The following is a 22,920-nucleotide window of genomic DNA, read 5'->3' as shown; positions in this document are numbered from 1 at the left end:
GTCGAAGGAGACCGGTCAGTCAGCCGCCCGACACACCCGTGGACTCCAGCTCGGCCTGCTCGCCGGAGCCGCCGGCGATCTGCTCGCCGTTCTCCCGCCGGTTGCGCAGCACCGAGGACAGGAACGCGGCGATGATCAGCGCGGACCCGAGGCCGCCGGTGATCCACTCCGGCACGTGGGTGCCGATGCCGATCAGCATGCAGATCGCCAGCGCGCCGATCGCCCAGTGCGCCCCGTGCTCGAGGTAGACGTACTCGTGCAGGGTGCCCTTGCGGACCAGGAACACCGTCAGCGACCGGATGTACATGGCGCCGATGCCCAGGCCCAGCATGATCACGACCGGGTCGGTGCTGATCGCGAAGGCGCCGATGACGCCGTCGAAGGAGAACGAGGCGTCCAGTACCTCCAGGTAGAGGAACAGGAAGAAGCCGGCCTTGCCGGTGGCCAGCACCAGCCCGTTGGGCCCGGTCCTGGCCGGCGCGGAGGCGCCGTCCTCCTCGTCGTCCTCGTCGACGTCGCCGCTCTGGGAGAACAGCTCGCCCAGCCCGTTGACCAGGATGTAGGTCACCATGCCGAGCACGCCGGCGATCATGACCCGGCCGGGATCCTCGGCGTGGTTGCCGGCCACGTAGGCCAGCGCGATGCCGGCCACCACCACCGACAGCTGGTCCAGCTTGCCGATCCGGGCGAGCGGGCGTTCCAGCCACGGCAGCCACTTGTCGGCGCGTTCCTCGAACACGAAGTCCAGGAACAGCATCATCAGGAACATGCCGCCGAACGCCGCGATCATCGGATACGCCTCATGCATCCGATCGGCGTACGCCTCGTGGTCGTTGAACGCCAGATCGATGGCCTCGACCGGGTTGAGCTGGGCGGTGATCCCCACGATCAGGAGCGGGAACACCAGCCGCATGCCGAACACCGCGATCGCGATGCCGACGGTGAGGAAGATCCTCTGCCAGAACGGGCTCATCCGTTCCAACACCTTGGCGTTCACCACGGCGTTGTCGAACGACAGAGAGATCTCCAAAACGGCGAGGACGGCCACCAGCGCCAACCCCGCCGGGCCGCCGTACAGCAGCGCGGCGAGCAGACCGAGGGCGGTGACGGCGAACGACCACCCGAAGGTACGAAGAATCATGGATGTGTCTCTGCTAGGCGGGGAACGTCAACGCATCAGCCGACGTTGACGCCGAAGTCCATGGCGATCCCGGCCAGCCCGGAGGCGTAGCCCTGGCCGATCGCCCGGAACTTCCACTCGTTGTTGTAGCGGTACAGCTCGCCGAAGACCATCGCGGTCTCCGTCGAGGCGTCCTCGGTCAGGTCGAAGCGGGCCAGCTCGCTGCCGTCGGTGCGGTTGACGATGCGGATGTAGGCGTTGCGGACCTGGCCGAAGCTCTGGCCGCGCTTGTCGGCCTCGTAGATCGACACCGGGAAGACGATCCGCTCGCACTGGGGCGGAACCCGGGTCAGGTCCACGTTGATGACCTCGTCGTCGCCCTCCCCTTCACCGGTGAGGTTGTCGCCGGTGTGCTCGACCGAGCCGTCCGGGCTGCGCAGGTTGTTGAAGAACACGAAGTGCTGGTCCGACAGGACCTTGCCGTTGGCTCCCAGCATCAGCGCCGAGGCGTCCAGGTCGAAGTCGGCGCCGGTGGTGGTGCGCACGTCCCAGCCCAGGCCCACGGCGACGGCGGTCAGGTTGGGCGCGGCCTTGGTCAGCGAGACGTTGCCGCCTTTGGCGAGGGAAACTCCCATGATCGGGTCGCTCCTACTCCGTTCGATTTGTCGGCAGTGCTGTGAGATGCCCCCCGATACCGCGGGTCGTCAGACGTTGACCCCGAAGTCCATGGCGATCCCGGCCAGCCCGGAGGCGTAACCCTGGCCGACGGCCCGGAACTTCCACTCCGCACCGTTGCGGTACAGCTCGCCGAAGACCATGGCGGTCTCGGTGGAGGCGTCCTCGGTCAGGTCGTAGCGGGCCAGCTCGCTGCCGTCGGCCTGGTTGACGACGCGGATGAAGGCGTTGCGGACCTGGCCGAAGTTCTGCCCGCGCTTGTCGGCCTCGTAGATCGACACCGCGAACACCACCCGCTGCGCCTCGGCGGGCATCCCGGCCAGGTTCACCTTGATCTGCTCGTCATCGCCCTCGCCGACGCCGGTCAGGTTGTCCCCCGAGTGCTCCACGGCCCCGTCGGGGGTGCGCAGGTTGTTGAAGAACACGAAGTGCTGGTCCGACAGCACCTTGCCGCCGGCGTCCACCACGATCGCGGAGGCGTCGAGGTCGAAGTCGGCGCCCGTGGTGGTCCGCACGTCCCACCCGAGCCCCACGGTGACCGCGGTCAGTCCCGGCGCCTGTTTGGTGAGCGAGACGTTGCCGCCCTTGCTCAGACTGACACCCACAGTGCCTCCATGATCGCTCTTCTCTCGGCCGACGTCACTCGTAATGACGTCGGGCCGATGCTATCCGTTCCCGCCCCTTTCGTCGGCCCCGAGAACGAGATCCCGACGCCTCCCGACGGTGAACCCGATGTCCGGAGTAGGCCACACTGGGGAACGGACGGGGACGCGGGGCGCGCGGAGCGCTCCCGCGTCGGTCGGCACGGCGGAACGGCGGAGTCGCTTTGTGGGGAGCAGGTGATCGGAGCCGCCGCGGACGCCGCGGCGGATCGGTCGAGGCCGCGCGGAACGCGGCGGTCGCCGCCCGGGAACGGGCCGCCACCGCGTTCTACGACATGGATCAGGCGCAACGGTACGTCGAGGGACGGGTCACCCTGTTCGCCGATCTGGACCCCGCCGCCGGCGCCTCCGCCCGGCGGGAGATGGCGGCGCTGAAGGAGCGCGCCGACGCCACCGCCGCCGCCTACATCGCCGTGCTGGACTCCCACGACCTGGACGACCCGGACCGCTCGGCCGCCGAGTACCGGGCCGCCCGCCGCGCCCTGGAGTCGGCCGCCGAGGGCCTGGACAAGGTCACCGCCGAGCTGAACGGCTTCGCCGCCCGCCTGGCCGACCGCATGGCCGGTCTGGAGGCCGCGCTGGAGCGGCTGCCGCCCAGGCTGAACGCCGCCCGGGAGGCCGTCGCCGCGGCCGAGACCGCCGTCGAGCGGGCCCGTGCGGAGGGCTGGGACGTCACCGACCCCGAGGCCGAGCTGACGCGGGCCCGGAAGACGCTGGAGCGGCTGTCCTCCGCCGGGCTGGGCGGGCTGGGTCTGGCGGGTGCGCTGCAGGCCGCCGACGAGGTCCGCAACGGCGCCGAACGCGCCCGCGAGCAGGCCGAGGAGCTGCCCAAGGAGGCCGAGAAGGTCCGCAACGCGCTGGCCTCCGTGCGCACGAGGGCCGAGGCCGTGGCCGGCCGCGTCGAGCCGGTCCGCGCCGCGATGCGCGCCCTGCTGCGCGGTTATTCGCTGGCCTGCTGGGAGGACCTCAAGAACGCCCCCGAGGCCATCGAGGAGGGCGTCGCCCGGGCCCGGGAGCGGATCGCCGAGGCCGAAGGGCACGCCGCCCGCGGCGAGTGGCGCCAGGCCCGCCACGCCGTGACCGCCGCCCGCACCGAGCTGACCGCCGCCGACCGCCGCGCCCGTCAGGTCACCGATCGCCTCGAGGAGCTGAACGCCACCGCAGCCGACCCCGGCGCCCCCGCCGAGGCCGCACGCTTCGTCGTCCGCGACGCCCAGCGCTTCGTCGTCAACGCCGGCCCGGAGTTCTCCTCCCGCCACGCCGGCGCTCTGGACGCCCTGGCCGAGCGGCTGGAGGCCGCCCCGCGCCGGCTCACCGGCCCCCACCCCGACTACTGGTCCTACCTGCGGGAACTGGAGTCCGTCACAACGGCCGCCAAGGACGTCGTGGCCCAGGTCCGGGCCGAGCTGGCCCGCCGTCACAACGGCTGAGGAGCGCGCGGCGGCGCGCGTCCGCAGCCCGCGCGGATGCGGCGGGCGTCCTCTCCGCGCTCTCCGCGCGGCTCAGCGCGGGCTCTCGTTGTGCAGGCCGATGGTGAGGTTGCGGGCGACCATGGGCGGGCGGCCGGGCTGATCGGCGTACGGGTGGACCGGCTGGGGCTGAGGCTGGGGGGCGGCGGGCTTGGCGTAACCGTCGGAGGAGTGGTGCCGGGCCTGGGGGGCGACGGGCTCGGCGACGACGGCGGTGCCGTAGGCGCAGACCTCGTGGCCGCCGCGTCCGGAGCCGCTGCTGACGAAGGCGTTGTCGAAGGTCATCCCCACCACCGCGGTGGCCCCCATCCGGCGTGCCTCCTCGGCGAGCCGCTGCACGGCCTCCCGGCGGGCCCGGGACAGGCCGAGGGCCGGCTGCTCGCCGGTCACCCGAAAGGTCCCGCTGCTGGGGGAGCTCCCCGCCGGGGGCGCGGTGCCCTGATCGGTCTGGACGGCGACCCCGAACACCTCGCCGAGCACCCTGCGGATCTCATATCCCGGCAGGCCATCAGTCGTGACGATCAGCATGACCCCACCGTAGACGACGAACGGGGGTTATGCCCCGGTAACGACCTCTTCCACCGGTCCAGACGCCCCATCGGCCCCCACCGGCGCCCCTCGGTGCGCGGCTCTCACCGCCGGCTCCCCACCGTCTCCGGGTCCTCACCGTCTCCGGCGCCGTCGTCCCCGTCGTCCCCGGCGCCGCCGGCGCACGGGCGTCCGCGGCCCCGCTCCCGCGCGCCGCCCGCGGCGCGGGCCGCGGCGTCCGCCGTCGCGGGCGACGCGAGGTCCGAGCCGGCCGCAGGAACAGGTCGGGCGACCGCCTCGCGCCCGCGGTCGCCCGACCTGAATCTGCGGCCGGGCGCTACTCGAGGTATTCCCGCAGCATCTGCGCGCGGGAGGGATGGCGGAGCTTGGCGAGGGTCTTGGACTCGATCTGGCGGATCCGCTCCCGGGTCACCCCGAACTCGCGGCCGACCTCCTCCAGGGTGCGGGGATGGCCGTCGGTCAGGCCGAAGCGCAGCTGGATGATGCGCTGCTCCCGTTCCGACAACGTGTGCAGGATGTCCTCGAGCTGGTCCTGCAGCAGGATGAACGCCGCGGCCTCCATCGGGACCACCGCGTCGGCGTCCTCGATGAAGTCGCCGAGATCGGAGTCCTCCTCGCCGATCGGCGACTGCAGCGACACCGGCTCCTGGGCGATCCGCTGGATCTCGGTGACCCGCTCGGCGGTCAGCCCCATCTCCCGGCCGATCTCCTCCGGGGTCGGCTCCCGCCCCAGATCCTGGTGGAGCTGCCGCTGGACCCGCGCCAGCTTGTTGATGGTCTCCACCATGTGCACCGGGATCCGGATGGTGCGCGCCTGATCGGCGATCGCCCGGGTGATCGCCTGGCGGATCCACCAGGTGGCGTAGGTGGAGAACTTGAAACCCTTGGTGTAGTCGAATTTCTCGACGGCGCGGATCAGTCCGAGATTCCCCTCCTGGATGAGGTCGAGGAAGAGCATCCCCCGACCCACGTAGCGTTTGGCGATCGAGACCACCAGGCGCAGGTTGGCCTCGATGAGACGTTGCTTCGCACGGACTCCCTCCTGTGCGAGCAGTTCGAGGTCGAGCCGCTCCACCGGGGAGAGCACGGCCGATCGGGCCAGCTTCTCCTCGGCGAACAGGCCCGCCTCTATCGTTTTGGCGAGTTCGACTTCCTCTTCTGCCGTCAGCAGCGGTACGCGCCCGATCTCCCGCAGGTAGATGCGGACCAGGTCGCTCGTCGGCGCCCGTTTGCCGAGATCGCTCTCGTCCGCTCGCGCGAGTTCCTCGGCCTCGCCGGAGGACTCGAGGACCTCCACTCCCTGCTCGGCGAGCATCCAGACGATCTTGTCGAGCGAATCCGCCGGCAGCTCGGAACGATCGATCGCGGCGGCGATGTCGTCGACGGTCACACCGCCGCGCCGTCTCCCACGCGCAACAAGGTCCGCCACCTGGTCAATCGATGGCGCTTCGCTTGGCAGCACCGAAGGGCCCACAACCACAGTGTGCGTCAAGCGAGGCCTAGATCACAGCACCCAATTTCACAGAAAGTGTGCTATGGGGCCCCGAGAGCACGCTCCCGCATCACGCGTCTGCGCTGCTCAAGCGCCACCAGATCCCCGAACAGCCGGGCGTAGTCCTCCGGATGCTCGACCGGATTCAGCCGTTCCAGTTTGACCTTGAGAGCTGCGATCTCGCTCGTGAGCTGGCGTTCTGCGATCCGGGCGAGCAACTCGGCCGCATATCGGTCGTCCGTTTCGCCGGTGAAGTGGAGCGGTTCCACCGCCAGCCGGGTGACCAGGCCGGCGATCTGCTCGTTCGGAGCGGCCTCGCGCAGCCGCACCGCCCAATCCGTCCCGCCGGCCGAGGCCACCCCGCCGACCTGTGCGATCAGCTCCCGAACCGCCGCGTGCGGCGGTGCGGTGAACGCCGCGGCCGGCAGCTCGTCGAACGCCGGGCCGACGATCGCCGGGCGCTGCACGGCGAACTTCAGCAGCTCCCACTCGCGGCGCACGTCCGGGTCGCTCAGATCGTGCCCGGACCGCCCGCCGGCCGCCGGACGCCCGGCGTCCGGCCGCCCGCCGGTGACCCGCACCGGCCGTCCGTCCGCGGCGCGGCCGCGCATCCCCTGTTCGCGGACCCGGCGCAGCACCAGCTCCTCGTCCATGATCCCCAGCCAGCGGTCCAGGCTGGCGGCGTACATCTTGCGCAGGCCGGCGTCCTTGATCCCCGCCACCACCGGGGCGGCGGCGTCCAGCGCGGCCAGCCGCCCCTCGTTGGTGCTGACGTCGTACCGCTCGATGGTGGCGCGGATGACGAACTCGAACAGCTGGGTCCGCGAGGCGATCAGGTCGCGCACCGCCGCGTCGCCGTGCTTGAGCCGCAGCTCACAGGGGTCCAGGCCGTCCGGCTGCACCGCCACGAAGGTCTGCGCGGCGAACCGCTGGTCCTGCTCGTAGGCGCGCAGCGCGGCGCGCCGCCCGGCGGCGTCCCCGTCGAAGGTGAAGATGATCTCGGCACGGGCGTCCGGCTGGTCCATCAGCAACCGGCGCAGCAGCTTGGCGTGCTCCTCGCCGAACGAGGTCCCGCAGGTCGCCACCGCGGTCGGCACCCCGGCCAGATGACAGGCCATCACGTCGGTGTAGCCCTCGACGATCACCGCCTGGCGACGCCGGGCCATCTCCTTCTTGGCCAGGTCCGCCCCGTACAGCACCGAGCCCTTCTTGAACAGCGGCGTCTCGGGGGTGTTGAGGTACTTGGGGCCGTCGTCGTTGTCGTAGAGCCTGCGGGCGCCGAACCCGATCACGTCCCCGGTCATGTCCCGGATCGGCCACACCAGCCGTCCCCGGAACCGGTCCACCGGCCCCCGGCGGCCCTCCCGCGCCAGCCCGGCCGTGATCAGCTCCTGGTCGGTGAATCCGCGCCCGCGCAGGTGCCGGACCAGCGTCTCCCAGCCGCGGGGGGCGTAGCCGACCCCGAAGTGCTCGGCGTGCGAGGCGTCGAAGCCGCGCTCGGCGAGGAACCGCCGTCCGATCAGCGCCTCGTCGGAGGCCAGCTGCTCGGCGTAGAACTCCGCGGCGATCCGATGCGCCTCCACCAGGCGGGCGCGCTGCCCGTCCCGGCGGCGAGGAGCGTAGCCGCCCTCCTCGTAGTGCAGCTCGACGCCGGCCCTGGCGGCGAGCCGCTGCACCGCCTCGGTGAAGGTCAGGTGCTCCATCTTCTGCACGAAGGTGATGACGTCCCCGCCCTCACCGCAGCCGAAGCACCAGTACAGCCCCCGCGAGGGGGTCACGTTGAACGACGGCGTCTTCTCATCGTGGAAGGGGCACAACCCCTTCAGGTCGCCTCCACCCGCGTTGCGCAGCTGGAGGTACTCCCCCACCACGTCGGCGATCGGCGACCGCTCACGGACGAGCGCGATGTCCTCGTTGCGAATCCGGCCTGCCACGCCGCGAGTCTAATCCCGCTCCGGCCGCCGTCCCCTCCCGTCCGGGCCCGGAGCGCCCCGAGACAATACGGATCATGGGCCTGTCCACCGGATTGCGCATCGGCGCGGCGATCACGGCCGTCTCGTCCCTCGCCGCCTGCACGTCGGGTCTCTTCCCGCCGGACGACCCGCCGACGCCGAAGCGGGCGGGGCCGGCGCCGCAATGGTCGGCGCAGACGCCCGCCGGGCTCAACAGGACGGTGGTCGTCGGCCGGGTCGCGGTGGTCCTGACCGACGAGGCGGTGATGGGTCTGGACGTCGCCACCGGCCGGCGGCTGTGGCGTTCGCCGTCCGGCGACAAGCACGTGCGGCGCGTCACCGACGAGGTGATCGTGGACTGGCGGAAGGACGACCCGGACGGGAAGGGCCCGTTCACGGTCATCGACCCCGCGACCGGCCGGACCCTGTGGCGCGGGGAGTCCGCGCGCAGCCTGCTGGTCACCCAGGACGCGATCTTCGTCAGCGCGTGCGACGCCGCGGAGAAGTGCGCCACGACCCGGCACGAACCGCGCACCGGCGAGGTCCGCTGGACGGTCCCCGCGGAGTCCTCGTTCCCCGACGACAGGATCGGAGTGCGCGCCCCGCTCGCCGCGCCGACCGGCGACTACGTCCCGACCTCGGCCGGGCTCGGCTGGCGCCCGAAGGATCGCAAGAGCCCCTCCCTGTGGGGCGTGCGCGACACCCGGACCGGACGCCCGGCGCCCGGCCGGGCCGAAGAGCTCGGCTGGCACCAGCTCGTGGTCGGGCGAACGCTGATCTCGACCGATCACGATCCCCCCGAAGGGGACGAGCGCTGCACCGTCACCGTCCAGGCGGTCGACGCGGAATCCGGTCGCCGCATGTGGACGCGGAAGGTCTTCAGCCACCGCGGCTCCGACGGAGAGTGCGAGAAGTTCCTCGCCCCTCTGAGCGCGGGCATGGAGTTCATCGGCGCGGACGGCCGCGTCATCGCCTCCACCGAGGACGGACGCCCGCAACTGTTCGACCTGAGGACGGGGAGGACCGTCTGGCGTGCCGACCGGCCCGGGATGCCGCTCGACGGCGACGGCCGCTCCGTCCTGATCCGCGACCAGGGCGATCGCGGTGAGCTGGCGCTGCTGGACTTCGCGACCGGACGCACCCGGTGGACCGCCCCCGATCCGGGGCTGGAGCACTCGTCGGCGAGCTGGAGGACCATGGTCACCCACGGTCTCGTGGCCGTCACCGGCGCCGAGGGCGGCTCCCCTCACGTGCTGGTGTACCGCGTCGCGGACGGCCGGCTCCTGGGCCGGTTCCCCGGCTGGCTGCACGGGCTCGGGGACGACTGGGCGGTGGTCGGCAGCACCCGTGACGCGCCGGCGGGCCGCATCGTCGTGGAGTTCATCCGCTTCTGACCGGCGCCCGGGCCGGCGACCGGCCGAGGCGCCCTCGACGGAGGCCGCCGGAGCCGGGCGCGGCCTCTTCGGTCCGCCGGGAGGGCGGGCCGGCCGCCGACGCGGCCGCGGCCCCGCAGGGGCTCGGCCCGTCTTCAGGACTTCAGCACCCGCTGGTGCAGTTCGGTGACGACCTTGCGGGCCGACTCGAACGCCCCGTGCTGCCAGGCGATCTCGTAGCTGAGCCAGTCGCCGCAGAAGTAGACGTTGCCCTGGGGCCGGTTGAGCAGCCGGTACTCGGCGCCGCGGGCGGGCCAGCTCACCCAGGCGCCCTCGAGATGGGGCTGACGGCGCCAGGCGATCGAGAGGGAGGCGGCGATGTCCCTGCGGAACTTGGGACCGTGGATCTTGGCGCCCGCCTGCAGCGCCCGCTCCAGGCGCTGGGCGTGGGTGAGCGGGTCGTAGGTCTGGGCGTCGCGGCCGGAGTTGTAGTAGGCCAACAGCACCCCGCGCTCGGTGCCGTAGCCGTAGGAGGGGTACCAGATCACCGAGGTGTCCAGGTCGGTATTGGTGATCCCGCCGTAGATGTTCTCCTCCAGCTCCCACCAGCGGCGGGTGTACTCGATGCCGAGCTTGCCGGCGGAGACGACGGTGGGGTACTCCAGCGCGGCCTGGACGCCCGCCCCGAGGTTGTGGGGGATCTTGGCCAGGATGTTGGGCGGCAGGGCGGCGACGGCGTAGTCGGCCTTGGCCAGATGGGTCTTGCCGTTCTTGACGTAGTGGACCTCCACGCCCTCGGCCAGGTTGGTGATCTTGGTGACCTCGGCGCCGGTCTTGATGCGGCCGGGCCCGACCGCCTTGGCCAGCGCCCGCGGGATGGCGTCCATGCCGCCGACCGGCTGGAACATGAGCATGGCCTGGCTGTAGCCGAGCTCGAAGGAGAAGGAGCGGCCGACCCCGCTGGCCAGCACCTCCGACAGCGACGGCGGCGGCCCCAGCACGGTGCCCGCCTGGTCCCCGGCGCCCGGGTCGACCCGGTAGCCGCGCCGGTCGGTGCCGGTGTAGGCGTAGCCGCTGGACTTGGGGCCGATCGCTCCGAAGCTCGACAGGAACGACAGCAGTCGTTCCTTGTCGGTCTCGGTGAGGCGCCGGTCGAGCGCGCCCTGGTCGGTGGCCTTGGCCAGCAGCTCGGAGATGTAGCCGTAGACGTCCGCCTTGGCGGTGCGCCACTTGACCGGGGCGGTCATCCCGGAGGACTCGTTGTAGATCAGCGCCTCGGCGTTGGAGTTGGCGAAGACCTCCAGGGGGACGCCCAGCTCGCGGCAGTAGTCCATGGTGGTCATCCACTGCGCGATGCGGGCCGGCCCCATGTTCATGTACTGGCCGTCGCTGAAGCGGGCGCGCTGGGCGGCGCCGCCGATCTCCTCCAGCCTGTCCCCGCCCCGCATGGTGAGGTTGCGCCCGCCCACCCGGTCGCGGGCCTCCAGCACGGTGCAGTCGTAGCCGGCCTTGCCCAGCTCGTAGGCGACGGTCAGCCCGGCCACGCCCCCGCCCAGCACCAGCACCTTGGCGGCGGCGCGGCCGCGCAGCCGGAAGTCCGAGGGCTGCGGCGGCTGGAAGGGGGTCTTGGTCGCGGCCTCGGCGGAGGGGGCGAGCCCCAGCGCGCCCATGGTGGCGAACATCGCCCCCGCGCCTCCGGTGGCCCCCACGCGGGCCAGGAAGGAGCGCCGGGTGAGTCCCTGCGTCCGTCGTGCTCTCGTCAAGGAAGCACCTCCAAGATCGTCGACGCAGGGAATTCTTGAATCATCACATTTCGGTCATAAGTCGCACCCGTAATGAGCGCATTGCCAAATCATCACCGATACAGAACGGTCCACTCTGCGACAAACACGCACTGACCAGGACATTCGACACCGTTCCGACCCGCACCGAGAAACCGTCCGTTAAAGCATTGTTAAATCCGCAAGCGGGGCGTCGGCGCGACGCCGCGGGAGGTCGGCGTCGGTCGAGTTCCGGGCGCCTCGCGACGAACAGGGACGGCCGCTGATCCGCCCGGCCGCGCAGGCGGCCCGGCGGCGTCGGAGAGCGGGCCCGATGCGCGGCCCGCGTCGCCCCCCAGGCCGCTCACTCCTTGAGGCCGCGCAGCAGGTCGCGCATTCGGACGATCTCGGCGTTCTGGGTGGTGACGATCTCCTTGGCCATCTGCTGAATCTGCACGTCGGCGCCCTCGGCGAGCACCTTGCGGGCCATGACGAGGGCGCCCTCGTGGTGCTTGATCATCAGATTCAGATAGAGCCGGTCGAACTCCCCGCCCCGGGCGTCCTGGAGCCTGGCCATCTCCTCGGGGGAGGCCATGCCGGGCATGTCGGCGTGCGACGGCGACGCCGCCGGACGGCCGTGCCCGCCGTGCCCGCCGTGATCGCCGCGCGTGCCATGACCGTGCCGCTTCAGCCAGGACTGCATGGACGAGATCTCCGCCGTCTGGGCGGCGTCGATCCGTTCGGCCAGCGCCTTGACCTTCGGGTCGGCCCCTTGCCGGGGGGCCAGCGCCGACATCTCCACCGCCTGCCGGTGGTGCGGGATCATCATCTGCACGAACGTGACGTCGGCGGCGTTCGGCGGCTTGGGCGAGGCGGGCCCGACCGTCATCGTCTTGTTGGGCTCACCGGGTCTGCCCGGCACCAGCACCGTGGCCTTGGGCGCCGCCCGTTCCGGCTCGTCGCCGCTGCAACCGGCCGTCAGCCCGGCGGCCAGGACCGCCGCCGCGACGCAACCGGTCCACCGATGTCCGTTCACCCTGCCGCTCCTTCACACGCCACGCACGGGGACGGTACCCATCGTGCGGGCGGACGGGAAGGGCGTCCGCGATCTCGAGATGTTCACGGCACGGTCGGCGGCGGGCGGCCGATCTCGGGGGACGTCTCTCAGGGGACGCGGCACGAGAACACCGGCCCCTCTCGGGGGCGGGGGCCGTCTTCGGCGGGAAACGGGAAAGGTCGGCCCGCCCGGTCCCCTCCGTCGACCTTCCGCCCCCCATCACCGATGGTGATCATGCCGTCGACGTCCGTCACACGCCCCAGGTCGGCGACGGAGCACCGTCAACTCCCGACAGTTTTCCCTCAACCTTGAAATCCTTACAAACCATCAAAGGTCTGGTATTTCGGCAAGGTCCGGGCGATACTCCGTGCGTTACTGGAATCGGTGGAACCGGAGCAAAGGGGCGCATAGCGTGTCATCCAGGACCAGATGGGCATCCATGCGGCGGATCGCCCTCGGTGCATTGGGCGGCCTCGCGCTGGCCTTATCGGGCGTGGCGGCCGTCCCGGCCTCCTCGGCCGATGCGCCGGGGGTCGACGAGATCGCCAAGACCGCCAACATCAGGCATCTGGCGAACGTCCCCAAGCAAGGGGACTTCGCCACCGAGGCGGCCTTCGGCACCGACCTGGCGTTCAAGGGCAAGTACGCGATCGCGGGCAACTACGAGGGCTTCGTCATCTACGACATCAGCCGGCCCGACAAGCCGAAGATCGTCAGCCAGGTGCGTTGCGTCGGTGCGCAGAACGACGTGTCGGTCGCTGGGAACCTGCTGTTCCTGTCCACCGATTCCTCGCGCAGCGACGACTCCTGCCAGAGCACCCCCAAGCCGGTCACCGACCCGACCGCCTGGGAGGGCATCAAGATCTTCGACATCAGCGACGTGCGCAACCCGCGCTACATCAAGTCGGTGGAGACCGACTGCGGTTCGCACACCCACACGCTGGTGCCGGGCAAGGGCAAGGACCGGGACTCGGTCTATGTGTACGTGTCCTCCTACCTGCTGGGTCCGAGCTCGGTGGGTCCCGACTGCCAGTACGAGTTCGACCAGATCTCCATCATCAAGGTGCCGCTGAAGAAGCCGACCCAGGCCGAGGTGGTGGCCGAGCCGGTGCTGTTCCCCGACGGCGGCAACCCCGGTGACGAGGACACCACTCCGACCACCGGCTGCCACGACATCACCGTGTACCCGAAGAAGAACCTGGCCGCGGGCGCCTGCATGGGCGACGGCGTGCTCATGGACATCTCCGACCCCGTCGCGCCGAAGGTCATCGACATCGTCCGCGACGACGAGAACTTCGCCTTCTGGCACTCGGCCACGTTCAACAACGCCGGGAACAAGGTCGTGTTCACCGACGAGCTGGGCGGCGGCGCCGGGGCCACCTGCAACCCGGCCGTCGGCCCGGAGAAGGGCGCCGACGCGATCTACGACATCGTCGGCAAGGGCGACAAGCGCAAGCTGGTCTTCCGCAGCTACTTCAAGATCCCGCGGACCAACGCCGACACCGAGAACTGCGTGGCCCACAACGGCTCGCTCATCCCGGTCAAGGGCAAGGACATCATGGTCCAGGCCTGGTACCAGGGCGGCATCTCGGTGTGGGACTTCACCGACTCCCGCAGGCCCAAGGAGATCGCCTGGTTCGAGCGCGGCCCGCTCTCCGACGACCGCCTGATCCTGGGCGGCTCGTGGTCGGCCTACTACTACAACGGCCACATCTACTCCAGCGACATCCAAAAGGGCCTGGACGTGCTGCAGATCAAGGACAAGCGCACCGACAAGGCCGAACGGGTGAAGCTGGACGTCCTCAACGTGCAGACCCAGCCGGACTACTTCGACTGACCCCGCCGGCCGGGGAGACCCCGGCCCCGGGCGATCGGGCGGGCGGTCCTCACCGCGGCCGTCCGCCCGATCGCCCGCCTCGCGGCGCCGAGGCCCCGGCGGCCCGGTCCGCGCCGGCCGCCCGGCGCACGGCCCGCAGCTTGGCCGGGTTGAGGACCCGGTGGTAGGCGACGATCCGGCCGCCGGAGATCTCGACGGTGTCGACGGCGACGAGCGCTCCGTCCCGGTACAGCAGCAGTCCCGGACCCCCGTTGATCTCGGCCGGCACGGGGTGCGCCCGCAGGGTGCGCCGCCCCACCCGCGTCATCACCTCGGCGATCCGCGAGCCGCCGCGGATCGGCCGGCGGGCGGCGAACACCTCCCCGCCGCCGTCGGTGAGGTAGACCGCGTCCGGGTCCAGCAGCTCCGCCAGCGCCGCGGTGTCCCCCTTCAGATAGGCGTCGCGGAACGCCGCCATCACCCGGTCGCGCTCGGCCCTGGTGGCGCGCGGGCCGCCGTGGTCGCGGCGGGCGGCGATGCGGCGGCGGGCCCGGGACACCAGTTGCCGGCACGCCGCCGGGGAGCGGCCCAGGACCTCGGCGATCCGCTCGTACGGCGCCTCGAAGGCGTGACGCAGCACGAACGCCACCCGCTCCGGCGGCGACAGCTCCTCCAGCACCAGCAGCATCGCGGTGCTCACCGTCTCGTCCAGCAGCACCGGCTCGGCGGCGTCCGGGCCGGTCAGCAGCGGTTCGGGCAGCCAGGGACCGACATAGCCCTCCCGCCGGGCCCGGGCGGAGGTCGCCAGGTCATGGGCTCGTCGCGCTGCCACCGTGGTCAGCCAGGCGCGCAGGTCCCGCACGCCCTCCAGGTCGGCGGACGCGGCCCGCAACCACACGTCCTGGACGACGTCCTCGGCGTCGGCGACGCTGCCCAGGATCCGGTAGGCCACGCCGAACACCACGGGGCGGTGTCGGTCCCACTCCTCGGCGAGCCGGTCAGACACGGGCGGTGCGCCGGAAGACCCACTTCCGGTACGACCAGTAGCGCCAGGCGGAGGCCAGGCCCAGGCCCGTCACCAGGGCGACGTTGTAGGACAGCGCGTCGTTCAGCCTCAGCGTGTAGTGGGTGAACGCCACGCACGACGCCTGGATCAGCATCCCGGCGCCGTTGAGGCCGAAGAACAGCGCCACCTCGCGTCCGGAGCCCTCGGTGTGCCGGTGCCGGAACGTCCAGTGCCGGTTGGCCAGGTAGGAGAACAGGGTGGAGGCCATGGTGGGGATGAGCACGGTGGCGACCGGGCCGACGGGCAGCAGGGCGCGCATCAGATTGGCGCCGCCGATCGAGATCACGGTGCCGAGGGTGCCGACGGTGCCGAACCGCGCCAGCTCACGCAGACGATGCGGACGCAAGGCCGTCGCCGGGGCCGGCCGGGACCGCTGCAGGGTGCTCATCCCGTCAGACCATACCGGAGCAGGCGATACGGCATGCTCTTCACCGCCGAACTGTGATCAACTCCGGGCGGTCCGCACGGCCCCGGCCAGCGCGGTGATCACCAGCGCCAACGCCACCGGGATGGCCAGGGCCCAGCTCAGGCCGACGCCCTGGGCGACGAACCCGATGACGGGGGGACCGGCCAGAAAGCCGGCGTATCCGATCGAGGTGACCCAGGAGATGCCGGTGGCGGCGGGCACCCCGGGCAGGTTGCCGGCCGCGCCGAAGGTGATCGGGGCCACCACGGCGATGCCCAGCCCGTACAGCGTGAACCCGAGCACCGAAGGCGCCGGATGGCCGCTGAGCAGCCCGGCGCCGAGCGCCGCCGCGGCGAGCAGTCCGCCGGCGCGCAGCACCCGCACCGGGCCGGCCGCGGCGATGACCCGGTCCCCGGCCAGCCGCGCCACGGCCATCGCCACCGCACAGCCCGCATAGCCCAGTCCGGCCACGCCCGCTCCGGCGCCGAGCGTCTCCCGCAGGTGGACGGCGCTCCAGTCGGCCATCGCGCCCTCGCCGAGGAAGGAGCACAACCCGATCACGCCCAGCATGAGCAGCGGCCGGCGGGCCGCCCGCAGCGCGCCGTCGCCGTCCCCGGCCGCGCCGTCGTCGAGGGCGGTCCGCTGCTCGGCGTCGTCCGGCAGCCCGCGGGTGCCCAGCAGGGCGGCCAGGGCCAGCCCCGCCCCGGCCGCGCCGAGGTGGAGGGGCACCGGCACCTCCAGGTGCGCCGCCCAGGAGCCGGTGAGCGCGCCGCCGAGCGCGCCGACGCTCCAGGCCCCGTGCATCCCCGACATCAGCGGGCGGCCCTCCCGCCGCTCCACCGCCACCGCCTGCGCGTTCATCGCCACGTCCAGCACGCCGAGCGCCAGGCCCAACGCCGTCAGGGCGGCGGTCAGCGCGCCGAGGCCGTCCGCCAGCCCCAGCGGCACCAGCGCCAGTCCCGCCGCCACCCCGGACACCCGGGCGACCGGACCGCTCCCCCAGCGCGCCGCGATCCGGCCGGTGAGGCGGACCGCGATCACCACCCCGACCGGGCTGCCCAGCAGCGCCACTCCCAGCGCGCCCTCGCTCAGCCCCAGCTCCGCCTTGATCTGCGGGATCCGGGCCACCCAGGCCGCGCTGACCAGTCCGTGCACCAGGAACGTCGTCCGGACCGCGGCGCTGGCGCCCCATCGCCGCTCGGACGTCTCGCTCACCACCCGGCCGAACCTACCGGCCGCGCCGCGCCGCGGCCATCCCGCCGCTCACCGGGCCACGGAGGGGTAGGTCGCTCCGGTGCGGGGATCGATCTGGTAGACGCGGCGGTGACCGCCGACCACCAGCCGCCCGTGCACCGCCGCCAGCGGCGGCGGGCCGGCCGCGGCGGGCCGCTGGACGTCCTTGACGACCCACTCGCGGCGTCCGGTGACCGCGTCGAACGCCTCGATGAGCTGGCTCGAGGTGCCCACGCAGATCAACCCGCCGATCATGACGGGCGGCGAGCAGCGGACCGGTTCGGTGCACTGGAACCGGGTGGCCTGCCCGGAGTCGCGCTCCAGATATGTCAGCGAGCCGGCCGCGGCGACGCAGATCCCGCCCGGCACCAGGGCGGCCGGCGGGTCGCCCTCGTCGGGCCGCCCCTCTCCGGGGTCGTAGCCGGCCGGCTGCTGCCACAGCTCCCGGCCGGTGCGGACGTCGACGGCGGCCACGAAGCCCAACGGCGGCGGCTCGTACGGCAGTCCGGCCACCAGCAGCGTCCCGTCGGCCAGCCCGAGCGGCTCGATCCCGCCGCCGCGCTCGGGCCAGTCGGGATGCCACTGGTCGGGCTCGACCCGCCAGCGCTCCCGGCCGTTGCGGGCGCGCAGCGCCAGCAGCGCCCCGTCGGCGCAGCCGACATAGATCAGGTCGCCGTCGCACGCCGGCGGCGCCAGCTTCGGGTCGGCCTCCATCCGCCACTTCTCCGCCCCGTTGCGGGCGTTGAGCACATGGAGGGTGCGGCCCCAGCGAGGGCTGTCGCCGATCACGCAGACCCGGCCGCCGCCGACCGCCGGGCGCACGGGGATCGCGCCGCGGAACCGCCAGTGCTCCTCGCCGGTGCGCGCGTCGATCGCCCGCACGTGCCCGCCGCCGGTGGCGTAGACGACGCCTCCGGCGACCCGGAACGGTCCGGGGGTCCCGGTGTCGGCGCTCCACAGCTCGGCGCCGGTCTCCGCGTCGAACGCATGGAGCTGAGACCCGCACCCGGCAAAGACCGTCCCGTCCGCCACCGTCAGCCGGACGACGGTGCCGTCCACCTCGGCGCGCCACGCCACCGGATCCGTCACCTCAGTCCTCGCAACCACAGAGCGTGCCTCAAGGTGCGCCAAAGGGTAGAGCCCTCCTGTGTCCTTTGGGTAGATCGACGCGGACCGGATCGCCTGCCGGGCCGCCGCCGCCGGACCGTCCCCCCTCGGGCCCTCACGCGGCCGCGCGCAGCCTGCGGTGCAGGGCGATCGCGGAGGTGTCGGTCAGCGAGGCGATCTGGTCGACGATCACCCGCCAGCGGGCGGCGTCGTCGTCCGCCTCCCGCCAGGCCTCCTGGAACTGGACCTCCAGGGTGGCGGGGGCGCCGGCGGCCACCAGCTCGGCCAGTTCCATGATCAGTTCTCGTTGCCGGGCCCGCACGGCCCGGTGGCTGATCCACACATAGTGCGCGGTGACCCCCTTGAGCAGCGCGCACTCCAGCCGCTGCCGCCGCGGGACGATCAGGTCGGCGGCGTAGCGGGTGAGCCTGCCCGGCCCGTAGCGGGCGCGGGTGGCCTGCTCGGCGGCCAGGCAGAACCGGCCGATCAGCGTGCTGGTGAGGTTCTTCAGCGCCGCCAGCGTGCGCGGGCCGCCGTCGTAGCGGTCCGGCCAGTACGGCTCGGCCATCAGCTCGGCGAACACCTCTTCCAGCTCGGCGAGGTCGACGTCGGGGCAGTACAGCCGCCGGGCGGTCCGGGCGACGGCGCGCCGCTCGGTCGGGTCGGCCAGCCGGGCGAAGTCCACATGCCCGGCCACCAGCGCGTCCTCCAGGTCGTGCACCGAGTAGGCGACATCGTCGGACCAGTCCATGACCTGGGCCTCCAGGCACAGCCGGCGCCCGGGGGCGCCCTGGCGCACCCAGGCGGCCGCGTCGGCGTCCTCCTCGTAGACGCCGTAGGGGCCGCCGGAGCCGCCGAGCGGCGCGTCCGGCGGCCGGTCGGCCTTGCGCCAGGGGTACTTCATCACCGCGTCCAGGGAGGCGCGGGTCAGGTTCAGCCCGACGCTGCGGCCGTCGGGGGCGAACGACTTGGGCTCCAGCCGGGTGAGGATCCGCAGGCTCTGGGCGTTGCCCTCGAATCCGCCGCACGGCCGGGCGACGACGTCCAGCGCCGCCTCGCCGTTGTGCCCGAACGGAGGGTGGCCGATGTCGTGCGCCAGGCAGGCGGTCTCCACCACGTCCGGGTCGCAGCCCAGCGACTTGCCCAGCTCCCGGCCGACCTGGGCGCACTCCAGCGAGTGGGTCAGCCGGGTGCGCAGGAAGTCGTCGGTGCCGGGGGTCGCCACCTGGGTCTTGGCGGCCAGCCGGCGCAGCGCGGCACTGTGCAGCACCCGCGCCCTGTCCCGTTCGAACGGGGTGCGATCGCGGCGCTTGGGCGGCTCCGGCGCCCACCGCGCCCGGTCGAAGTCGGTGTAGTCGTGGTCGTTCATAGGGTCCTGCCCATCCCGGGGAACGACTCATACCCACCGAACAGGGTGAGCCGACCCTCCGTCTGCCTTTATCGCGAAGCAACGGGATTGGTCAGGTTAAGCCCTACCTGTGACATGACGTCAGATATGACGTGTCAGTTCGGCGTCTTCGAGGGACGCAGTTCCGCCGGGGACCGCACGCTGCGGCCGAACAGGACGTAGGACAGGTAGCCGCCCGCCTCGCGGACGATGTAGTTGATCTGGGTGTCGCGGGTCTGCACGCTGGGCCCGCTGCGGGTCGGCGAGGCCGCGGCCCGCAGTCCCTGGTCGGCGGCCATCTTCTTGGACCGCAGGCTGTGCCAGGGGTCGGTGACGATCACCACCGAGTCCCAGCCGAGCTGCCGGAACCTCCGGCCCACCGCCTGCATGCTCTCCAGCGTGTCGGTGCCGGCGGGGACGGCCACCACGCGGTCCGCCGGGACCCCCCGCTCGTCGATCAGCCACCGACGGCCGGCCTCGGCCTCGGTGTAGACGTCGCCGGGCCGCTTGCCGCCCACGGTGACGATCGCGGGGGCGACGCCCTCCCGGTAGAGCTTGACGGCGTGCTCCAGCCGCCAGCGCAGCGTGGGAGAGGGGACCCCGTTGTACTGCGCGGCGCCCAGCACCAGGATGGCGTCCGACCGGGGGCGCTCGTCCTGGCGGGCCTGGTACCACACCCGGGCGCCCGCGCCGAGCGGGGTGAGCACCGCGATCGCCAGCAGTCCGACCACGATCGCGGTGGGCCAGAACAGCCAGGGCCGCCGAGGCCGTCGGGCGGGGGCCTCCTGCTCGGTCTCCTCGGTCGGCGTGTCCTGCGGCTCGTCGGCGACGGGCTCGGTTCCGGGCAGTTCGCGTTCCAACGTCATCGGGCTGACCACACTAGTTGGACGATCGTTGGAACGTGCCCGGTTCACCCGTTCTCCGCCTCCCGGCCGCGGGGCGGGCCGGCGCGGCCCGAGCGCGCACCGGTCCGCCCCTCCGCCCGTCGTCCGGAGGCGCCGCCCCTCGGGCCCGGGGGCCGCGCCTCCCCGTCCGCCGGCCGCCGTCAGCGGCTGTCGGGGGCCTCCCCGGCGATCGCCGCGCGGCCGGCCTCCAGCCGGGCCACGGGAATCCGGAACGGCGAGCAGGAGACGTAGTCCAGCCCGACCTCGTGGCAGAAGTGCACCGAGTCGGGGTCGCCGCCGTGCTCGCCGCAGATGCCCAGCTTGATGTCCGGGCGGGTGCGCCGGCCCTCCTCGGCGGCGATGCGGATCAGCCGGCCCACGCCGTCGCGGTCCAGCGTCTCGAACGGCGACACCCCGAAGATGCCCAGTTCCAGGTACTGGGAGAAGAACGCGGCCTCCACGTCGTCGCGGGAGAAGCCCCAGGTGGTCTGGGTGAGGTCGTTGGTGCCGAAGGAGAAGAACTCCGCGGCCTCGGCGATCTGCCCGGCGGTCAGCGCGGCCCGCGGCAGCTCGATCATGGTGCCGATCATCGCGGGCACGTCCACCCCGGTGGCCTCGGCGACCTCGGCCAGGATCCGCTCGGCCTCCTCGCGGACGGCCTCCAGTTCCTGCACCGCTCCGACCAGTGGGATCATGATCTCCGGCCGCGGATCCCCGCCGGCCTTGCGCCGTTCGGCGGCGGCCTCGGCGATCGCCCGCACCTGCATGGCGAAAAGTCCTGGAATCACCAAACCGAGCCGCACTCCACGGAGCCCGAGCATAGGGTTCTGCTCGTGCAGCCGGCGCACCGCCTCCAGCAGGCGGACGTCCTGGGGATCGGCGTCCTCGCCGGCGGTGGCGACCTTGACTGACAGCTCGGTCAGATCGGGAAGGAACTCGTGCAGCGGGGGGTCGATCAGCCTGATGGTCACCGGCAGGCCGTCCATGGCCTCGAAGATCCCGATGAAGTCCTGCCGCTGCAGCGGCTCCAGGGCGTCCAGCGCCGCCTGCCGTTCGGCGTCGGTCTCGGCCAGCACCAGGTTCTCCACCAGCCGGCGGCGGTCGCCCAGGAACATGTGCTCGGTGCGGCACAGCCCGATGCCCTGGGCGCCGAACCGGCGCGCCCGGGCGGCGTCCTCGGGGGTGTCGGCGTTGGCGCGCACCCGCAGCCGGCGCTTGGCGTCGGCGCAGGCCATGATCCGGTCCACGGCCTTGACCAGCTCGTCGCCGTCGGCGGCGGCCAGCTCGCCCTCGAAGTAGTCCACGACCGGGGAGTTCACCACCGGCACCTCGCCGAGGTAGACCGCCCCGGTGGAGCCGTCGATGGAGATCACGTCGCCCTCGTCGACGACCACGCCGCCGGGGGCGGTGAACCGTCCGGCCTTGACGTCGACGTCGAGCTCCTCGGCGCCGCACACGCAGGTCTTGCCCATGCCGCGGGCGACCACGGCGGCGTGCGAGGTCTTCCCGCCGCGGGAGGTGAGGATGCCGCGGGCGGCGACCATGCCGGCCAGGTCGTCGGGGTTGGTCTCGCGGCGCACCAGGATGACGTCCTCGCCCTTGCCGGCCAGCTCGACGGCCCGCTCGGAGGTGAACACGGCCTTGCCGACGGCGGCGCCGGGCGAGGCGTTCATGCCCTTGGTCAGCAGCGTGGATTCGGCGGCGCGGGAGTCGTCGAAGCGGGGGAACATCAGCTGGGCCAGCTGCGCGCCGGTGACCCGGGTGACCGCCTCCTCCTGGGTGATCAGTCCCTGGTCGACGAGCTGGGTGGCGATGCAGAACGCGGCGGCGGCGGTGCGCTTGCCCACCCGGGTCTGCAGCATCCACAGCTTGCCGCGCTCGATGGTGAACTCGATGTCGCACAGGTCCCGGTAGTGGTTCTCGAGCGTCTCCATGATCGACAGAAGCTCGTCGTAGGACTTCTTGTCGATCCGCTCCAGCTCCGAGAGCGGGACCGTGTTGCGGATGCCGGCGACCACGTCCTCGCCCTGCGCGTTCTGCAGGTAGTCGCCGTAGACGCCCTGCCGGCCGGTGGCCGGGTCGCGGGTGAAGGCCACTCCGGTGCCGGAGTCCATGCCGAGGTTGCCGAAGACCATGGAGCACACGTTCACGGCCGTGCCGAGGTCCGCGGGGATGCGCTCCTGCCGGCGATAGAGGACCGCCCGCGGGGCGTTCCAGGAGTCGAAGACGGCCTTGACGGCCAGGTCCATCTGCTCGCGTGGATCGGTGGGGAATTCCCGGCCGGCGTGCTCGCGCACGATCTGCTTGTAGGTGCCGACCAGCGCCTTGAAGTCCTCGGCGTCCAGCACCAGGTCGCTGTCGGTACCCTTAGAGCGCTTCAGGTCCTCCAGGGCCTCCTCGAACAGCTCGCCCTCGATGCCCAGCACCGTCTTGCCGAACATCTGGATGAGCCGTCGGTAGGAGTCCCAGGCGAACCGCTCGCCGGCGGCGTCTCCGCCGGCCGCCGCGGCCAGGCCGCGGACCGACTCGTCGTTCAGTCCGATGTTGAGGACGGTCTCCATCATGCCGGGCATGCTGAACTTGGCCCCCGACCGCACGCTGACCAGCAGCGGGTCGTCGGGCTGCCCGAGCCGCTTGCCCATCCGCTTCTCGAGCGCGGCCAGGTGCTCGTCGATCTCGGCGGCCAGGCCCTCGGGGACGGTGCCGTGCTTCAGGTAGTGGCGGCAGGCCTCCGTCGTGATGGTGAACCCGGGGGGCACCGGAAGCCCGAGATTGGTCATCTCGGCGAGGTTCGCCCCTTTGCCCCCCAACAGGTCCTTGAGGTCCTTGTTGCCTTCGGTGAAGTCGTATACGTACTTCGGCACGAGGAGCTCCTTCACGCTCCGATTCCACGCTTGTGCGGGGACTGTACC

18 protein-coding genes are annotated in these 22,920 nt (G+C 72.1%); 3 read left to right on the top strand and 15 right to left on the bottom strand.

Features of this window, described 5'->3' with window-relative positions; all coding sequences use genetic code 11:
- Positions 1–19: 19 nt before the first annotated feature.
- The 3 genes from EIO00_RS16775 to EIO00_RS16765 all read right to left on the bottom strand — a co-directional run bounded on the left by EIO00_RS16775 (position 20) and on the right by EIO00_RS16765 (position 2,400).
- Complete coding sequence (locus EIO00_RS16775) at positions 20–1,141, bottom strand: DUF475 domain-containing protein (RefSeq protein ID WP_140180044.1); 1,122 nt, start codon at positions 1,139–1,141, stop codon at positions 20–22.
- Between the two features lie 35 nt (positions 1,142–1,176).
- A complete protein-coding gene (locus EIO00_RS16770) occupies positions 1,177–1,755 on the bottom strand; it encodes a TerD family protein (RefSeq protein WP_140180042.1) in 579 nt (192 codons plus the stop codon).
- Between the two features lie 69 nt (positions 1,756–1,824).
- Positions 1,825–2,400 (bottom strand): TerD family protein, encoded by a 576-nt coding sequence (locus EIO00_RS16765; protein ID WP_140180041.1) that lies wholly within the window; start codon positions 2,398–2,400, stop codon positions 1,825–1,827.
- A gap of 221 nt (positions 2,401–2,621) precedes the next feature.
- Between EIO00_RS16765 and EIO00_RS16760 the strand changes: the two genes are divergently transcribed.
- The gene (locus tag EIO00_RS16760) at positions 2,622–3,887 is read left to right on the top strand and encodes a coiled-coil domain-containing protein (protein WP_140180039.1); all 1,266 of its coding nucleotides are present in this window, start codon (positions 2,622–2,624) and stop codon (positions 3,885–3,887) included.
- A gap of 72 nt (positions 3,888–3,959) precedes the next feature.
- Here the strand turns inward: EIO00_RS16760 and EIO00_RS16755 are convergent, their stop codons facing one another.
- The 3 genes from EIO00_RS16755 to dnaG all read right to left on the bottom strand — a co-directional run bounded on the left by EIO00_RS16755 (position 3,960) and on the right by dnaG (position 7,901).
- Complete coding sequence (locus EIO00_RS16755) at positions 3,960–4,454, bottom strand: YbjQ family protein (RefSeq protein WP_140180037.1); 495 nt, start codon at positions 4,452–4,454, stop codon at positions 3,960–3,962.
- 337 nt (positions 4,455–4,791) lie between these two features.
- A complete protein-coding gene (gene rpoD / locus EIO00_RS16750) occupies positions 4,792–5,937 on the bottom strand; it encodes an RNA polymerase sigma factor RpoD (RefSeq protein ID WP_206664164.1) in 1,146 nt (381 codons plus the stop codon).
- A gap of 71 nt (positions 5,938–6,008) precedes the next feature.
- On the bottom strand, positions 6,009–7,901 hold the full coding sequence (gene dnaG / locus EIO00_RS16745; protein ID WP_140180034.1) for a DNA primase: 1,893 nt from the start codon (positions 7,899–7,901) through the stop codon (positions 6,009–6,011).
- Positions 7,902–7,975: 74 nt separating this feature from the next.
- On the opposite strand from dnaG, the gene EIO00_RS16740 reads away from it, so the two are divergent.
- Positions 7,976–9,313 carry an outer membrane protein assembly factor BamB family protein gene (locus tag EIO00_RS16740; RefSeq protein ID WP_140180032.1) on the top strand — a complete coding sequence of 446 codons (1,338 nt, stop codon included), beginning with the start codon at positions 7,976–7,978 and terminating at the stop codon, positions 9,311–9,313.
- 134 nt (positions 9,314–9,447) lie between these two features.
- Here the strand turns inward: EIO00_RS16740 and EIO00_RS16735 are convergent, their stop codons facing one another.
- Positions 9,448–11,055, bottom strand: a complete 1,608-nt coding sequence (locus tag EIO00_RS16735) for a flavin monoamine oxidase family protein (protein ID WP_241661406.1) — start codon at positions 11,053–11,055, stop codon at positions 9,448–9,450.
- A gap of 361 nt (positions 11,056–11,416) precedes the next feature.
- Entirely contained in the window at positions 11,417–12,088 is a 672-nt protein-coding gene (locus EIO00_RS16730) for a DUF305 domain-containing protein (protein ID WP_140180030.1), read from the bottom strand.
- A 460-nt stretch (positions 12,089–12,548) separates the two neighbouring features.
- On the opposite strand from EIO00_RS16730, the gene EIO00_RS16725 reads away from it, so the two are divergent.
- Positions 12,549–13,946, top strand: coding sequence for an LVIVD repeat-containing protein (locus tag EIO00_RS16725; RefSeq protein ID WP_140180028.1), 1,398 nt, complete (start codon positions 12,549–12,551; stop codon positions 13,944–13,946).
- 49 nt (positions 13,947–13,995) lie between these two features.
- Here EIO00_RS16725 and sigJ read toward each other — a convergent pair whose 3' ends face one another.
- The 7 genes from sigJ to ppdK form a co-directional block, all read right to left on the bottom strand.
- Positions 13,996–14,931: an RNA polymerase sigma factor SigJ gene (gene sigJ, locus EIO00_RS16720; RefSeq protein WP_140180026.1), complete on the bottom strand. Its 936-nt coding sequence runs from the start codon at positions 14,929–14,931 to the stop codon at positions 13,996–13,998.
- The gene (locus tag EIO00_RS16715; RefSeq protein ID WP_140180025.1) at positions 14,924–15,379 is read right to left on the bottom strand and encodes a GtrA family protein; all 456 of its coding nucleotides are present in this window, start codon (positions 15,377–15,379) and stop codon (positions 14,924–14,926) included. Before EIO00_RS16715 ends, sigJ begins: the two co-directional genes overlap by 8 nt.
- A gap of 57 nt (positions 15,380–15,436) precedes the next feature.
- Entirely contained in the window at positions 15,437–16,612 is a 1,176-nt protein-coding gene (locus tag EIO00_RS25650; protein ID WP_277752891.1) for an MFS transporter, read from the bottom strand.
- A 48-nt stretch (positions 16,613–16,660) separates the two neighbouring features.
- Positions 16,661–17,719: a PQQ-like beta-propeller repeat protein gene (locus EIO00_RS16705; protein ID WP_161602742.1), complete on the bottom strand. Its 1,059-nt coding sequence runs from the start codon at positions 17,717–17,719 to the stop codon at positions 16,661–16,663.
- 133 nt (positions 17,720–17,852) lie between these two features.
- Positions 17,853–19,106, bottom strand: a complete 1,254-nt coding sequence (locus EIO00_RS16700) for a deoxyguanosinetriphosphate triphosphohydrolase (protein WP_140180019.1) — start codon at positions 19,104–19,106, stop codon at positions 17,853–17,855.
- A gap of 134 nt (positions 19,107–19,240) precedes the next feature.
- Positions 19,241–20,038: a YdcF family protein gene (locus EIO00_RS16695; RefSeq protein WP_241661405.1), complete on the bottom strand. Its 798-nt coding sequence runs from the start codon at positions 20,036–20,038 to the stop codon at positions 19,241–19,243.
- A gap of 131 nt (positions 20,039–20,169) precedes the next feature.
- Positions 20,170–22,872 carry a pyruvate, phosphate dikinase gene (ppdK, locus tag EIO00_RS16690; RefSeq protein WP_140180017.1) on the bottom strand — a complete coding sequence of 901 codons (2,703 nt, stop codon included), beginning with the start codon at positions 22,870–22,872 and terminating at the stop codon, positions 20,170–20,172.
- Positions 22,873–22,920: the final 48 nt, after the last annotated feature.

The sequence above is a fragment of the Thermomonospora catenispora genome (genome assembly GCF_006363815.1).
Lineage (GTDB): Bacteria > Actinomycetota > Actinomycetes > Streptosporangiales > Streptosporangiaceae > Thermomonospora > Thermomonospora catenispora.
The sequence above is the reverse complement of the archived record's forward strand: the minus strand, read 5'-3'. Positions and strand labels throughout refer to the sequence as shown.

Excerpts from the sequence above, each read along its gene's own strand:
- EIO00_RS16775 (WP_140180044.1), bottom strand. The coding sequence starts at position 1,141 with ATGATTCTTCGTACCTTCGGGTGGTCGTTCGCCGTCACCGCCCTCGGT.
- EIO00_RS16770 (WP_140180042.1), bottom strand. The coding sequence starts at position 1,755 with ATGGGAGTTTCCCTCGCCAAAGGCGGCAACGTCTCGCTGACCAAGGCC.
- EIO00_RS16755 (WP_140180037.1), bottom strand. The coding sequence starts at position 4,454 with ATGCTGATCGTCACGACTGATGGCCTGCCGGGATATGAGATCCGCAGG.
- EIO00_RS16740 (WP_140180032.1), top strand. The coding sequence starts at position 7,976 with ATGGGCCTGTCCACCGGATTGCGCATCGGCGCGGCGATCACGGCCGTC.
- EIO00_RS16725 (WP_140180028.1), top strand. The coding sequence starts at position 12,549 with ATGCGGCGGATCGCCCTCGGTGCATTGGGCGGCCTCGCGCTGGCCTTA.
- EIO00_RS16715 (WP_140180025.1), bottom strand. The coding sequence starts at position 15,379 with ATGAGCACCCTGCAGCGGTCCCGGCCGGCCCCGGCGACGGCCTTGCGT.
- EIO00_RS16700 (WP_140180019.1), bottom strand. The coding sequence starts at position 19,106 with ATGAACGACCACGACTACACCGACTTCGACCGGGCGCGGTGGGCGCCG.